13 protein-coding genes and 1 pseudogene are annotated in these 13,437 nt (G+C 52.3%); 7 read left to right on the top strand and 7 right to left on the bottom strand.

The window, feature by feature from the left end; all coding sequences use genetic code 11:
• Positions 1 to 115: 115 nt before the first annotated feature.
• Both K6K13_RS10270 and yciA read left to right on the top strand, forming a co-directional pair.
• On the top strand, positions 116 to 670 hold the full coding sequence (locus K6K13_RS10270) for a septation protein A (protein ID WP_222160695.1): 555 nt from the start codon (positions 116 to 118) through the stop codon (positions 668 to 670).
• Positions 671 to 697: 27 nt separating this feature from the next.
• Positions 698 to 1,132 (top strand): acyl-CoA thioester hydrolase YciA, encoded by a 435-nt coding sequence (gene yciA / locus K6K13_RS10275; protein ID WP_222160696.1) that lies wholly within the window; start codon positions 698 to 700, stop codon positions 1,130 to 1,132.
• Positions 1,133 to 1,219: 87 nt separating this feature from the next.
• Here the strand turns inward: yciA and tonB are convergent, their stop codons facing one another.
• Positions 1,220 to 1,984 (bottom strand): TonB system transport protein TonB, encoded by a 765-nt coding sequence (tonB, locus tag K6K13_RS10280; RefSeq protein WP_222160697.1) that lies wholly within the window; start codon positions 1,982 to 1,984, stop codon positions 1,220 to 1,222.
• 138 nt (positions 1,985 to 2,122) lie between these two features.
• Between tonB and K6K13_RS10285 the strand changes: the two genes are divergently transcribed.
• Both K6K13_RS10285 and K6K13_RS10290 read left to right on the top strand, forming a co-directional pair.
• Complete coding sequence (locus tag K6K13_RS10285; protein ID WP_222161045.1) at positions 2,123 to 2,419, top strand: YciI family protein; 297 nt, start codon at positions 2,123 to 2,125, stop codon at positions 2,417 to 2,419.
• 216 nt (positions 2,420 to 2,635) lie between these two features.
• A complete protein-coding gene (locus K6K13_RS10290; protein ID WP_222160698.1) occupies positions 2,636 to 4,291 on the top strand; it encodes a methyl-accepting chemotaxis protein in 1,656 nt (551 codons plus the stop codon).
• A gap of 76 nt (positions 4,292 to 4,367) precedes the next feature.
• On the opposite strand, the gene K6K13_RS10295 is transcribed toward K6K13_RS10290, so the two are convergent.
• Positions 4,368 to 4,544: a YciY family protein gene (locus K6K13_RS10295; RefSeq protein ID WP_196907077.1), complete on the bottom strand. Its 177-nt coding sequence runs from the start codon at positions 4,542 to 4,544 to the stop codon at positions 4,368 to 4,370.
• 202 nt (positions 4,545 to 4,746) lie between these two features.
• Between K6K13_RS10295 and cls the strand changes: the two genes are divergently transcribed.
• A complete protein-coding gene (cls, locus tag K6K13_RS10300; RefSeq protein WP_222160699.1) occupies positions 4,747 to 6,207 on the top strand; it encodes a cardiolipin synthase in 1,461 nt (486 codons plus the stop codon).
• 94 nt (positions 6,208 to 6,301) lie between these two features.
• Positions 6,302 to 6,625 (top strand): HI1450 family dsDNA-mimic protein, encoded by a 324-nt coding sequence (locus tag K6K13_RS10305; RefSeq protein WP_222160700.1) that lies wholly within the window; start codon positions 6,302 to 6,304, stop codon positions 6,623 to 6,625.
• A gap of 43 nt (positions 6,626 to 6,668) precedes the next feature.
• On the opposite strand, the gene oppF is transcribed toward K6K13_RS10305, so the two are convergent.
• The 5 genes from oppF to K6K13_RS10330 all read right to left on the bottom strand — a co-directional run bounded on the left by oppF (position 6,669) and on the right by K6K13_RS10330 (position 11,629).
• Positions 6,669 to 7,676 (bottom strand): murein tripeptide/oligopeptide ABC transporter ATP binding protein OppF, encoded by a 1,008-nt coding sequence (oppF, locus tag K6K13_RS10310; protein WP_222160701.1) that lies wholly within the window; start codon positions 7,674 to 7,676, stop codon positions 6,669 to 6,671.
• Positions 7,673 to 8,686 (bottom strand): oligopeptide ABC transporter ATP-binding protein OppD, encoded by a 1,014-nt coding sequence (oppD, locus tag K6K13_RS10315; RefSeq protein WP_222160702.1) that lies wholly within the window; start codon positions 8,684 to 8,686, stop codon positions 7,673 to 7,675. The genes oppF and oppD overlap by 4 nt, the downstream gene beginning before the upstream one ends.
• Positions 8,687 to 8,695: 9 nt before the next feature.
• Positions 8,696 to 9,601 (bottom strand): oligopeptide ABC transporter permease OppC, encoded by a 906-nt coding sequence (gene oppC, locus K6K13_RS10320; RefSeq protein WP_222160703.1) that lies wholly within the window; start codon positions 9,599 to 9,601, stop codon positions 8,696 to 8,698.
• Positions 9,602 to 9,612: 11 nt separating this feature from the next.
• Positions 9,613 to 10,533 (bottom strand): oligopeptide ABC transporter permease OppB, encoded by a 921-nt coding sequence (gene oppB, locus K6K13_RS10325; RefSeq protein WP_222160704.1) that lies wholly within the window; start codon positions 10,531 to 10,533, stop codon positions 9,613 to 9,615.
• 172 nt (positions 10,534 to 10,705) lie between these two features.
• The gene (locus K6K13_RS10330; RefSeq protein WP_222160705.1) at positions 10,706 to 11,629 is read right to left on the bottom strand and encodes an IS5 family transposase; all 924 of its coding nucleotides are present in this window, start codon (positions 11,627 to 11,629) and stop codon (positions 10,706 to 10,708) included.
• A gap of 259 nt (positions 11,630 to 11,888) precedes the next feature.
• Here K6K13_RS10330 and K6K13_RS10335 point away from each other — a divergent pair.
• A pseudogene (locus K6K13_RS10335) lies at positions 11,889 to 13,436 on the top strand (iron-containing alcohol dehydrogenase); the annotation flags it as partial.
• Between the last annotated feature and the right edge of the window lies 1 nt (position 13,437).

The following is a 13,437-nucleotide window of genomic DNA, read 5'->3' on the forward strand; positions in this document are numbered from 1 at the left end:
CGATAAAACAGGAAGCGGATGGCGCAATCAAGGATAATGACAGCCAGCAGCAGACGATCGCCTACGGGTGAATGTGGTTAATCTTTGGCACCTCGCGTTGTAATGGGTCGATATAATGAAGCAACTTCTTGATTTTTTACCTTTAGTTATCTTTTTCGTCGTATACAAACTGCACGATATCTTTTGGGCAACCGGTGCGCTGATCGCTGCCACACTCGCCGCTTTTCTCTATAGCTGGTACAAATTCCGCAAAGTGGAAAAAACCATGCTGGTCACCGTGGTGTTGGTAGCGGTGTTCGGCGGGCTAACCATCTATTTCCATAATCCCGAATTCATAAAATGGAAAGTCACCATCATCTACGCATTGTTCGCCGGTGCGTTACTGATCGGTCAATGGTTTTTCAACAAGTCGCTGATTCAGAGCATGCTGGGCAAAGAGATCACGCTGCCACAACCGGTGTGGCGCAAGCTGAATACCGCCTGGGCGCTGTTCTTCATTGCCTGTGGATTGCTTAATATCTATGTTGCATTCTGGTTGTCGGAAGGTCTGTGGATGAACTTCAAAGTATTCGGGCTGACAGGGCTCACCTTGTTGTTTACACTGGCCTGTGGCGTTTACATCTACCGCCATCTGCCGCCTGAGCAGAACAATAACGAAAGCAAACAGTAATCCTTTAAACGTTAACCTGAGACGACGATGAGCCCTACTCAAACAGCACCTCACGGTGAGCTGGTTTTGCGCACGCTGGCCATGCCCGCGGATACCAATGCCAATGGCGATATCTTTGGTGGCTGGCTGATGTCGCAAATGGACATTGGCGGTGCCATTATGGCGAAAGAGATTGCCGAAGGACGCGTTGTCACGGTACGCGTTGACGGCATGAGTTTCCTCAAACCCGTCGCCGTGGGGGATGTGGTGTGCTGCTATGCCCGCTGCCTGCGCACCGGTCGCAGTTCACTGGACATCAATGTTGAAGTGTGGGTGAAAAAGGTTTCCACGGCCCCCATCGGGCAACGCTACCGTGCAACGCAGGCGCTTTTCACCTACGTAGCCGTAGACGAAGCGGGTCATCCCTGCGAATTACCGGCCGGGAAAAGCCACTTTACCGCACCCGATCCAGCCCAGGAATAACCCTGAACGCCATTAACGCGATCGGGCCCTGACGAAAAAAAAGAACCGCAAATGCGGTTCTTTTTTTATTGGTATGCCACAGTGATTTTATTCAACCACCGCGCCGCCATCAATTTTAAAGATGATAGTGACTTGCAAATCTTTGCCTGGTTTTCCCGCTTCGTAGCGCCATTTACGCATTGCCTGACGTATATCGCGTTCAAACATGTTGCGCGGCTGCGCGTTCAACACGCGAATATTGTCTACTCGCCCTTCACTATCCACATCAAACTGAAGTGTTGCCCGACCTTCCACGCGCAGCGCAAACGCGCGAGCCGGATACTGCGGTTGCGCACGGCTCAGCGGCCGCGGACCTGACGACTGCGCAGAGGCAGACGGTGCCGGGGCTTGTCGCACGGGCGCATTGTCGCGGGTTTTACTGGCATCCTCTGAGGTAAATGGCGAGGGAGGCTGTTTCTCATCCGCTTTCTCTTGCGTTTTCTTCGGTTGCTCAACTTTTTTCTTCACCGGCTCCGTTTTCGGTTTCGGCTTGGGTTTCGGTTCTGGCTTTGGCTCTGGCAATGGGATCGCGACAGGCTGCGGTAACGGTTCCGGCTCTGGCTCAGGTTGTTTCACGGCTTCGACCTGTGGTTCTGGCTCTGGCTCAGGCTGAGCAGCCTGAGGTGCAGGAGCCGCTTCCGTCGCCGCAGGCGCGACCATCACGACGCTGATCGGTTTCGTCGCCTGAGGAAGTTCAAGTGCGTCATTAAACGATGCGTATAACAATACGGCGATTAATCCACCATGAGCGCCAACAGAAAGTAAAAAAGACCATGATTGGCGGCGGATTCCTAATAAAGTTGTTTGCGGCATAATTTTTCGTTGTCCTCTTAGCCGCCCAAGTTTAAATGCAAATAGCAATCATATTCAATAAGAACCCGATAGTTTGTTAAAAAAACCACGGGCAGAGTATGATGGTGTTTTCACGCTATTCCCTTGAGGATTATCAAGATTTTGTACATCATTTTTGCTCAGGACGTTTCTGGTTCATTGTCAAATCGTCTGGCTGCACGCCCTGCCCATTTGGCACGGTTGCAAACCTTGCGCGATGAAGGGCGGCTGCTTACGGCAGGCCCACTCCCCGCCGTTGATAGTGAAAACCCCGGAGAGGTAGGGTTTACCGGTTCTGCAGTTATTGCCGAATTCCCCTCTCTGACCGACGCACAGCGCTGGGCCGATGCTGACCCTTACGTGGCCGCAGGCGTGTACCACAGCGTAACCGTAAAACCGTACAAAAAGGTATTTTAACCCTGCATTACCAACGGTTATTTTGTTTAAGACAGCATCTATGAGGCAGTAAAAACGCCCGGTTTTGCACGTTTTGCTGTGTTAGCGGCCGTAATTCAACGCCGTATCTATTTCAGTGAATTTGAACAATCTGAGTAACTGAGTGAAAAAGCTGAAATAATATAGTCATTTAACAATGCTATGGTGCTGGCTCTTGTTGATTGAGAGCCAGGACTTATGCTACCACGATTCGCGTTTCTGAAGGGAAAAGGGACATTGCTCCGCAGATTCCGACCCAGTATTTTTTTGGGGTTATTGCTGATTATCGGTTTATTTTCTCTGCTGCAACTGATGTCGATCGCGATTATTTCCAACACCATGAACCAGGTACAGCGAGATACTACGGCCAACGATCGTTTACGTGAACAACAGGCGCTGTTGGATCAGGCGCGGATGGCGGCGATGAACGCCAGCGATAAATTAAACCGGGCGGGGATCTATCTGATGGTAGATAAAGAGACCGGCTCAGTAGGCAGTTGGAATAGTCTGATGGAAGAGGCACAAGTCTCACTCAAACAGGCTCAGGACTATTATCAACAGATCGAAAAACCTGATGACACTGACAGCGACAGTCAGGCGTTACTGCGTAGCTACCAACAATTGTATCAAGGGTTGGTTGAGTTGGCTGATGGCATCAAACAGAGCAATCAGATCGATATCTTTTTTATGGTGCCGATTCAGGCTTACCAGAATGATTTCACACAAAAGTACGGACACTATCTGGCGAATAATGCCGCACGCCAGAAGCAGCACGGGGAACAATTTCTGATTTCCCTCGAGCGTACCCACACCATCTTTATGGTGGTACTCGGACTGCTGCTGGCCGTTTCGTTTGGCGTGTGGGCTATTGTGAACCGGATCATCATTCGCCCTCTCAATCACATTATTCAGCACCTGGGACGCATTGCGTCAGGCGACCTCTCACAGCAACTTGATGAGAACAGCGGTTGTACCCGTGAGATCGCCGTGTTAAATCACAGCATGACACAAATGCAAATCGGGTTGACCGACCTCGTTAGCCAAGTACGCCACGGTATTGACGGCATGACACAGCACGTTGACCGCGTCTCAGTGGATAATCAGGCGCTGTTTTCACAGGCTCGTCTGCAAGCCAATGAACTAAAAGCGACCACGGACAACATTCTTCAGTTAAATGCGCAACTGGCGCAGCACACCCAGCATACCGAGCAGGCCAGTCAACATGCCCTGAACACCAGCACCATGGCGGCTCACGGTGAGTTGATGATGAATGACGTGCATGCCGCAATGTCCGACATTACCGGACGCACCAAAGAGATGACGGATGCCATCGGGATGATTGAAAACGTGGCGTTTCAAACGCACATTCTTTCATTGAATGCCGCCATTGAAGCTGCGCGAGCGGGTGAACTGGGTCGCGGTTTCGCGGTGGTCGCCCGTGAGGTTGGTACACTGGCAGCACAGAGTAGCCAGTCGGCACAGCACATTAATGTGCTGATTCGCGACTCAGACAGCAGCGTCGACACCGGTGCCAAATTGGTCAAGAAATTGAGCGACAGCCTGCAAAACATCATCAGCTCCGCACAAGGCACTGGCACCTTCCTCAATGAGATCGCCGATATTTCTGCGCAGCAAACCCAGCATATTCAGGCGGTGACAGCGCGCATTCAAACCCTGAACGATACGGTCAAACAGAATGTCAGCCAGGTGGAAGCCAGCGCTGATACGTTTAACGCGTTACTGGCGCAGACCGAGCTGTTGCGCTCATCCGTCACTCTCTTCACCCTGCCAATCTCAGATGCGCTGGAAATGGGGCAACCCGTAGTATCAGCACGATTAGGTATCGCGCGCTAACAGCACACGGATAACAAGAAAAAACAACGGCCACAATACGTGGCCGTTCAGGCTGCTAACAAGTCCGTTTAGACGACTACCACTCGTAGGCCACCGCATACAGCAGAGCACGACGCTGATGTTTCTGTTGCAGATAACGGGCATAGTGAATATGCCGATAAGTGCGTGACTGGGCTTCCAACCAACGGCCTCTGCGCCGCTGAACCTGGCGTAACATGCGCCACCGGATCACTTCATTCCTGCTGCGTCTCATGACAACACTCTTTATCGAAAACGGGAGGGGTGCGGCGTGGTAGTATAGCGCGTTCTCAGGTCAATCCAAGCGCCGCGCGCTTTTTGCAGCGGCCATACCGGCAATGTCTCCCTATTCTATTCAGACGAAAGGAATTTCCTCTTTTGACAAACTATGCGTACACTTTATGTCAATCGTGTGCCGAAGGGATCTGTGCGCTGCTATGACGACTTTTTATACTATGTTGAGTTGGCTACTGGTTCTGGGTTACTGGCTGCTGATCGCTGGCGTCACGCTTCGCGTTTTGATGAAGCGCCGTGCGGTTCCTTCTGCAATGGCCTGGTTACTGGTCATTTATATTCTGCCTCTGGTCGGTATTATCGCTTACCTCTCGTTTGGTGAGTTACATCTGGGTAAGCGGCGCGCCGAACGTGCCAGCCGTATGTGGCCATCGACGGCCAAATGGCTGCGTGAGTTGGCCGAATATCGGCAAATTTTTGCCACTGAGAATAGCGAAGTGGCACGTTCACTGTTCCAGTTGTGCGAACGTCGTCAGGGGATTGGCGGCATCAAAGGAAACCAGTTGCAGTTGTTAACCACGTTCGAAGACACCATCAGAGGGCTGGTGCGTGATATCGACCTGGCGCGCAGCGACATCGAGATGGTGTTTTACATCTGGCAACCTGGTGGGCTGGTAGAAGAGGTCACTGCCGCTTTGAAAAAAGCGGCTCAGCGCGGTGTAACCTGTCGAATTTTGCTCGATTCCGCAGGCAGCGTCGATTTCTTTCACAGCACCTATCCTACACAGATGCGCGAAGCAGGAATTGAGGTTGTCGAAGCCCTCAAGGTAAACCTGTTTCGTGCTTTTCTGCGCCGTATGGATTTGCGTCAGCACCGCAAAGTGGTTCTGATTGATAACCGGATTGCCTATACCGGCAGCATGAACATGGTCGATCCGCGCTTTTTCAAACAGGATGCGGGCGTGGGCCAGTGGGTCGATTTGATGGCGCGTATCGAAGGGCCGATCACCACCACCATGGGCATCATCTATTGCTGCGACTGGGAAATGGAAACAGGTCAACGCTTGTTGCCACCACCGCCGGATGTCGGCCTGATGCCGTTCGAGCAGGAGCAAGGGCATACCGTGCAGGTGATTGCATCCGGCCCGGGCTATCCCGAAGATATGATCCACCAAGCGCTACTGACGGCGGTCTACTCCGCGCGACACCAGTTGATCATGACCACACCCTACTTCGTGCCCAGTGACGACCTGTTGCACGCCATCTGCACGGCGGCACAGCGCGGCGTCGATGTCAGCATTATCCTGCCGCACAAAAACGACTCCGTGTTGGTCGGCTGGGCCAGCCGTGCGTTTTTCAATGAACTGTTTGCCGCAGGGGTAAAAATCTATCAGTTTCAGGATGGATTGCTGCACACCAAAAGCGTGTTGGTGGACGGACAACTCAGCCTGGTGGGCACCGTCAACCTGGACATGCGTAGCCTGTGGCTCAACTTTGAAATCACGCTGGTGATCGACGATGACGGTTTCGGCAGCGATCTGGCCTGCGTACAGGAAGACTATATTGCACGCTCGCGTCTGATGGATGAGAGCAAATGGCAACAGCGGCCCTACTGGCAGCGTATTGTCGAGCGTCTGTTTTACTTTTTCAGCCCATTTTTATGATGCTCAGGTTCCCGACAAACGCCGCGTGTTACGCTGTCAATAGCCGAGCCGTCATGCTCTAATAGTGTCATTAATGAATCTATGGAAATGTGTTATGGACCTGAACAACCGTCTTACGGAAGATGAAACGCTTGAGCAAGCTTACGATATCTTTCTTGAACTGGCGTCTGACAACCTCGACCCGGCGGATATCATCCTGTTCAATCTTCAGTTTGAGGAGCGCGGCGGTGCAGAATTATTTGATCCCGCCGAGGACTGGCAAGAACATGTCGATGTCGATTTGAATCCCGACTTTTTTGCCGAAGTAGTGATTGGTTTGGCGGAAAAAGATGGCGACCCAATCAACGATGTGTTTGCGCGTATTTTGATTTGCCGTGAAAAAGACAACAAGATGTGTCATATCTTGTGGCGTGAGTAACCCCTCTCCTAACAGCCTGCTACTACGCAGGCCTTTTTTATGGTCAGCCTTGTAGCGGATCGACTTTCAGGCATGAGACCGCATGGGTAAAATTGCCTTCCAACAACGGGCGCGTCTTAACACAGGTTTCACTGGCTATCGGGCAACGGGTACAAAATACGCAGCCCGTGGGCGGGTTAATGGGTGAAGGCAACTCTCCCTCCAGCAGCTGTATACGTTTGCCGCGCTCTTTGTCGGGATCGGGGATCGGTACTGCCGACATCAACGCCTGGGTATAAGGGTGTAACGGATTGCCAAATAAGGCGTCATCGGTGGCCAATTCCACGGCGTGACCGAGATACATCACCAGTACGCGATCGGATATGTGCTTAACCACCGAAAGGTCGTGCGCAATAAAAATCAGTGACAGTTGCATTTCCTTCTGCAACTGCCGCAGCAGGTTCACTACCTGCGCCTGTATCGACACATCAAGCGCCGATACAGGCTCATCACAAATAATCAGCTTGGGGCGTAAAATCAATGCCCGGGCAATGCCGATTCGCTGACACTGGCCGCCAGAAAACTCATGAGGATAGCGGTTAATCTGGTTAGGCAGTAACCCCACCTTCTGCATCATATTTTTGACACGTTCGTCAATCACTTGTCGGGACAGATCGTCACGATACGTGCGCAGCGGCTCGGCGATGATCTCACCCACCGTCATGCGCGGATTAAGCGAAGCCAGCGGGTCTTGAAATATCATCTGAATATCGTTGCGGACGTGACGCCATCCATCCTGATGGATGTGGCACAAATCTTGGCCCAGCCAGCAAATCTGCCCGCTGGTGGCTTTCACCAACCCAATAATGGCGCGCGCCAGGGTCGATTTACCGCAACCCGATTCGCCGACAATACCCAGGGTCTCCCCTTCATAGAGACGAAACGTGACGCCATCTACCGCTCTGAGCGATTGTGGCGGTTGCCAAAACCATTTTTTGCGTGCATTGACGGCAAAGTGTACGCAGAGGTCACGCACGTCGAGGATGACGCGTTTTTCCTGTTGGGTGGTCATAGCACCTCCTCCACTGCGCGAAAACAGGCCCGCATCCGCCCCGCATCAAACGAGGTCAACGCAGGCACTTCCTTGCAGCGTTCCATGGCGTAAGGACACCGGGGAAGAAAGGGACATCCCTGCGGCAGATGCAACAAATTGGGCGGATTACCGGGGATCGTGGCCAGCGTTTCGTCACTGACATCGAGACGTGGCACCGCGTTAAGCAACCCTACCGAATAAGGGTGCGACGGACGATAAAATACATCGCGCGCGCTGCCATACTCCATGGTGCGACCCGCATACATCACCAACACCTTGTCACAAATGCCTGCCACCACGCCTAAATCATGGGTAATCATGATGATAGAGGTGTTGAATTCCCGTTTTAAATCCGCAAGCAACATCATCATTTGTGCCTGAACGGTCACATCCAGTGCCGTGGTCGGCTCATCGGCAATCAGCAGTTTGGGCTGACATAGCAGCGCCATAGCAATCATGACACGCTGACGCATCCCCCCCGAAAACTCATGGGGATACATTTTCATACGCTGACGCGCCTCTGGCATTCGCACCGCATCCAGCATATTCACCGCGCCGTCGAACGCCTCGCTGCGACTGCATCCTTGATGAAACATCAGGACTTCCATCAACTGTTCTCCGACGCGCATATAAGGATTAAGCGAGGTCATCGGATCCTGAAAAATCATGGCGATCTCTTTCGCACGCAGCCTGTTCAACGATTTTTCAGGCAGATTGAGGATTTCATGCCCCATGAAGCGAGCCGACCCGCTGGCTTGACCATTGGCCGCCAGCAACCCCATCAGCGCAAACGCGGTCTGCGATTTTCCCGAGCCTGACTCGCCAACAATACCCAGCGTTTCACCTTGTTCTACAGTAAACGTCAGCGCGTTCATTGCCGTGACCTCGCCTTCCTCCGTGGCGAATCGCACGTTGAGATCCGTGACGCTCAGTAACGGGTGCAGCGCGCGCAGGTTATTCCCTTTCTGTTCTGCGTGTTTCGCAATCATAGCGGCTCCTCAACGATCCTTCGGGTCCAAGGCATCCCGTAAGCCATCGCCGATAAAATTAAAACAAAACAGGGTGACAACCAAAAATGCGGCCGGAAACAGCAGCAGCCAAGGCGACACTTCCATTGAGTTCGCCCCATCATTGAGCAGCGAGCCCCAACTGCTGAGAGGCTCTTGCACGCCCAGCCCCAGAAAACTTAAAAACGATTCGAACAGAATCATGCTGGGAACCAGCAATGACGCGTAAACCACGACAACGCCCAGCACATTGGGCACGATATGCCGCAACACAATGCCCGTGGTAGACACCCCGCACACCACTGCAGCTTCAATAAACTCTTTACGTTTCAGGCTAAGCGTCTGCCCGCGCACAATTCTCGCCATATCAAGCCACGACACCATGCCAATCGCGATGAAGATCAGCAGTAGTTGCTGTCCAAAAAAGGTCACCAGCAAGATGACGAAAAACATAAAAGGGAAGGAGTTCAGGATCTCCAGCCAGCGCATCATGACGGAATCCACTTTGCCGCCCGCATAGCCAGAAATGGCCCCGTACAAGGTGCCTACCAGCACCGCAATCAGCGCGGCAGCGATGCCCACCAGCAATGAAATTCTTCCGCCAATGGCAACACGAACCAACAGATCGCGGCCGTTAGAATCGGTGCCAAAGTAGTGTTTTGAAGCCAAATCCGGTGCCTGCGACATCATGGCAAAATCCGTATCGGCAAAATTGAAGGGGGACAACAGCGGAGCCAGCGTAACAAACAGCGTAATGCCCACCAGTACCATCAGGCTTGCCACGGCAGAGCGGTGATGCATAAACCGCCGCCCGGCGTCCTGCCATAGGCTGCGCCCCTTAGTTTCCAATGATTGTCCCATATTCATCAGCGCGTGATGATTTTGTTTTCTGAACATCCTCACCTCACTCAATAACGAATTTTGGGATCGATGACGGCATACAGCACATCGATGATGGCGTTAAACAGAATCGTCAAACCGCCCACCAGTATGGTCAGGCTAAGCACCAGAGAATAGTCTCGGTTCAATGCACCGTTAACAAACAGTTGCCCGATGCCTGGCAGACCGAAAATGGTCTCGATCACCATTGAACCGGTGATAATGCCGACAAACGCCGGGCCCATGTAGGAAAGCACCGGCAGCAAGGCCGGTTTCAACGCGTGACGCAAAATGATGTGACGCATTGGCAACCCTTTAGCGCGCGCGGTGCGGATAAAATTGGCGTGCAGCACTTCAATCATCGCGCCACGCGTGATGCGTGCGATACTGGCGATATAAGAGAGTGAAAGCGCCACCATCGGCAGTAACACATATTTGCCTGCCCCACCGTTCCATCCCCCGGCGGGCAGCCAGCGCAGCGTGATCGAGAACACCAGCACCAAAAGTGGTGCAACCACAAAACTGGGGATCACCACGCCGGTCATGGCAAATCCCATAATGGTGTAGTCCCAACGACTTTTTTGGTACAGCGCTGCTACAGTACCTGCCGTCACGCCCAGGATCACCGCAAACACAAAAGCGGCCGCACCAAGTTTAGCGGAAACGGGAAACGCACTCGCCACCAACTCGTTAACCGAGTAGTCCTTATATTTAAAGGACGGGCCAAAATCCCCCTGCGCCAATTGCAGCAAATAATTACCATATTGTTTCAATACCGGATCGTTAAGATGGTATTTGGCCTCAATATTCGCCATCACTTCCGGAGGCAAGTTTCGTTCGCCAGTAAAGGGACTTCCCGGCGCTAACCGCATCATAAAGAACGAGATCGTAATCAATATAAACAGCGTCGGTATCGCTTCCAGACAACGACGCAGAATAAATTTCAGCATGGTTCTACCTATAAAGGCATTGCACCTGTTTCTGTGTTCGTCTTCTCTCTACCGATCATTTTTTCGGCAAGAGAGAAGCGATATCGGTCATACCTCGTGCCTGTATACCGATCAGGGGCTTTGTTGAATAAATCAGAATTAGCCGACAGGATGGCTCCCTCTGCTACACCTGTTATCCGATCCTGACGCTGTGTGGCATCCCCAACAAGGTCATACGGTTCAGCGCTTTGACCATCGCCATGGCTTCACCCACCTGAGCATCGTAGTCACGCAGGCTCAGATGGCCACCCAGCAAAGTTTTTATGCGGAACATGGCTGTTTCAGCCACTGAACGCCGGTGATAACCCACTTTCTTTTTCCACATATCATTACTCCCGCTCAGACGCTGATTCGCCACCGCATGGTTACGTTCATGGTACTTGTCCGGCCAGTATTTCGCTCCGCTTCGCGGCGGGATAAGCGGCCTGATTTTCTTTCTTAGCAACGCATCGTGGCAGTAACGGGCGTCATAAGCACCGTCTGCTGACACTTCCCTGATTTTCCGGTGGGTTTGGTTAATCAAGCCCGGCAGTGCCTGGGCATCTGTCGTTCCGCTGAGCGATAAGTCGGCACAGATAATCTCATGCGTCGCACTGTCTGCTGCCAGATGAAGCTTGCGCCACACTCTTCGTCTGTCAGCCCCATGCTGCCTGACTTTCCATTCACCTTCGCCAAAGACCTTCAGACCGGTACTGTCGATGACCAGATGCGAGATTTCACCACGCGTTGGCGTTTTTATGCTGATGTTGACGCTCTTTGCTCGTCTGCTGACCAGCGAGTAGTCCGGGCAGCACAGCGGCAAAGACATGAGTTTAAAAATCGAATCAACGAAGCCCTGTAATGCCCGGAGCGACAGGTTAAACACACGCTTCATCATCAGGACTGTGGTAACAGCCATATCGCTGTAGTAAAGCGGCCGGCCACGACCTTCAGGCGAAGAACTGTCAGTCCATGCAGCGATGGCCGACTGATCAAGCCAGACTGTCAGGGAACCGCGTTGTCTGAGTGCTTTGTTGTACGCAGGCCAGTTGGTGATTTTAAACTTTTGCTTTGCCATGGGGACGGCTTTGTTGAATAAACATATTTTATGCTGCACCACCGGTGAAACGACAGATCCTCTCAACGCAAAATCATGCAGTTAGGCCTCATGAGAAAACTGCACACCTGATGTGACAAGCATTTTCAACCAAAACTTGCATGTAAAAATAGCATTATTCACTATTATTCAACAAAGCCCATGGGGACCTGATGTTGAAACGAATTTAGCCATCAGATGCGCCAATCACCTAAAAGTTCGATTTATTCAACAAAGTCCCGATCAGGATAACCAGGTAGCACGCGTCAACCATTTTGGGGCGATGATGAAAACCGCGCGTATTCTGATCAATACGCCAGCCTCTCAGGGGGGTATCGGCGATCTGTACAACTTCAAGCTGGCACCGTCGCTGACACTGGGCTGCGGCTCCTGGGGCGGTAACTCAATTTCAGAAAATGTCGGACCCAAACACTTGATTAACAAGAAAACGGTAGCCAAGCGAGCTGAAAATATGTTGTGGCATAAACTTCCGAAATCCATCTATTTCCGTCGTGGCTCCTTGCCTATCGCACTGGAAGAAGTGGCCGAGGATGTCCACAAACGCGCCTTTATCGTGACGGACCGTTTCTTGTTCAACAACGGCTACGTGGATCAAATCAGTTCGGTGCTGAAACAGCACGGAATGGAAACCGATGTTTTCTTTGAAGTGGAAGCCGATCCGACCCTGAGTATCGTGCGCAAAGGCGCTGAGCAGATGCAAGCGTTCAAGCCTGACGTGATCATCGCGCTCGGCGGCGGTTCACCGATGGACGCAGCCAAAATCATGTGGGTCATGTACGAACATCCGGATACCCATTTTGAAGAGTTAGCGCTGCGCTTTATGGATATTCGCAAGCGTATCTACAAATTCCCGAAAATGGGTGTGAAGGCGAAGATGATCGCCGTTACCACCACCTCCGGTACCGGTTCTGAAGTGACGCCGTTCGCCGTAGTAACGGATGATGCCACCGGGCAAAAATACCCGTTGGCGGACTATGCACTCACCCCGGACATGGCGATCGTTGATGCGAATCTGGTGATGAACATGCCAAAATCCCTGTGCGCCTTTGGCGGCCTGGATGCGGTTACCCACTCACTCGAAGCCTACGTATCGGTACTTGCCAACGAATATTCCGACGGACAAGCGCTACAGGCATTGAAGCTGCTCAAAGAGAACCTGCCGGCCAGCTACCGTGACGGCGCGAAAAACCCGGTTGCACGTGAGAGCGTTCACAAAGCCTCCACCATCGCCGGTATCGCCTTTGCCAACGCCTTCCTGGGGGTCTGCCACTCCATGGCGCACAAGCTGGGCTCCGAGTTCCACATTCCGCACGGTTTGGCCAATGCCCTGTTGATCGCTAACGTGATCCGGTATAACGCGAATGACAATCCGACCAAGCAAACCGCATTCAGTCAGTACGATCGCCCACAAGCGCGTCGTCGTTATGCCGAAGTGGCCGATCACCTGGGACTGAGCGCCCCCGGCGATCGCACCGCAGCGAAGATTGAGAAACTGTTGACCTGGTTAGATGAAATTAAAACTGAACTGGGCATCCCCACTTCAATTCGTGAAGCAGGCGTGCAAGAAGCCGATTTCCTGGCGAAAGTCGACAAACTGTCTGAAGATGCCTTTGACGATCAGTGTACCGGTGCCAACCCGCGCTATCCGCTAATCGCTGAACTGAAACAGATCATGCTGGACACTTTCTACGGCCGTCCGTATACGGAAAGTGTTGAAGAAGAGAAAGCCCCGGCCAAAACCGAGAAAAAAGGTAAGAAGGCTAACTGAG

The organism is Symbiopectobacterium purcellii (assembly GCF_019797845.1).
Taxonomy (GTDB): Bacteria; Pseudomonadota; Gammaproteobacteria; order Enterobacterales; family Enterobacteriaceae; genus Symbiopectobacterium; species Symbiopectobacterium purcellii.

Bases quoted from the DNA above. Each gene is read 5' to 3' on its own strand.
- K6K13_RS10270 (WP_222160695.1), top strand. From the start codon at position 116: ATGAAGCAACTTCTTGATTTTTTACCTTTAGTTATCTTTTTCGTCGTA.
- yciA (WP_222160696.1), top strand. From the start codon at position 698: ATGAGCCCTACTCAAACAGCACCTCACGGTGAGCTGGTTTTGCGCACG.
- tonB (WP_222160697.1), bottom strand. From the start codon at position 1,984: ATGCCGCAAACAACTTTATTAGGAATCCGCCGCCAATCATGGTCTTTT.
- K6K13_RS10290 (WP_222160698.1), top strand. From the start codon at position 2,636: ATGCTACCACGATTCGCGTTTCTGAAGGGAAAAGGGACATTGCTCCGC.
- K6K13_RS10295 (WP_196907077.1), bottom strand. From the start codon at position 4,544: ATGAGACGCAGCAGGAATGAAGTGATCCGGTGGCGCATGTTACGCCAG.
- cls (WP_222160699.1), top strand. From the start codon at position 4,747: ATGACGACTTTTTATACTATGTTGAGTTGGCTACTGGTTCTGGGTTAC.
- K6K13_RS10305 (WP_222160700.1), top strand. From the start codon at position 6,302: ATGGACCTGAACAACCGTCTTACGGAAGATGAAACGCTTGAGCAAGCT.
- oppF (WP_222160701.1), bottom strand. From the start codon at position 7,676: ATGACCACCCAACAGGAAAAACGCGTCATCCTCGACGTGCGTGACCTC.
- oppD (WP_222160702.1), bottom strand. From the start codon at position 8,686: ATGATTGCGAAACACGCAGAACAGAAAGGGAATAACCTGCGCGCGCTG.
- oppC (WP_222160703.1), bottom strand. From the start codon at position 9,601: ATGTTCAGAAAACAAAATCATCACGCGCTGATGAATATGGGACAATCA.
- oppB (WP_222160704.1), bottom strand. From the start codon at position 10,533: ATGCTGAAATTTATTCTGCGTCGTTGTCTGGAAGCGATACCGACGCTG.
- K6K13_RS10330 (WP_222160705.1), bottom strand. From the start codon at position 11,629: ATGGCAAAGCAAAAGTTTAAAATCACCAACTGGCCTGCGTACAACAAA.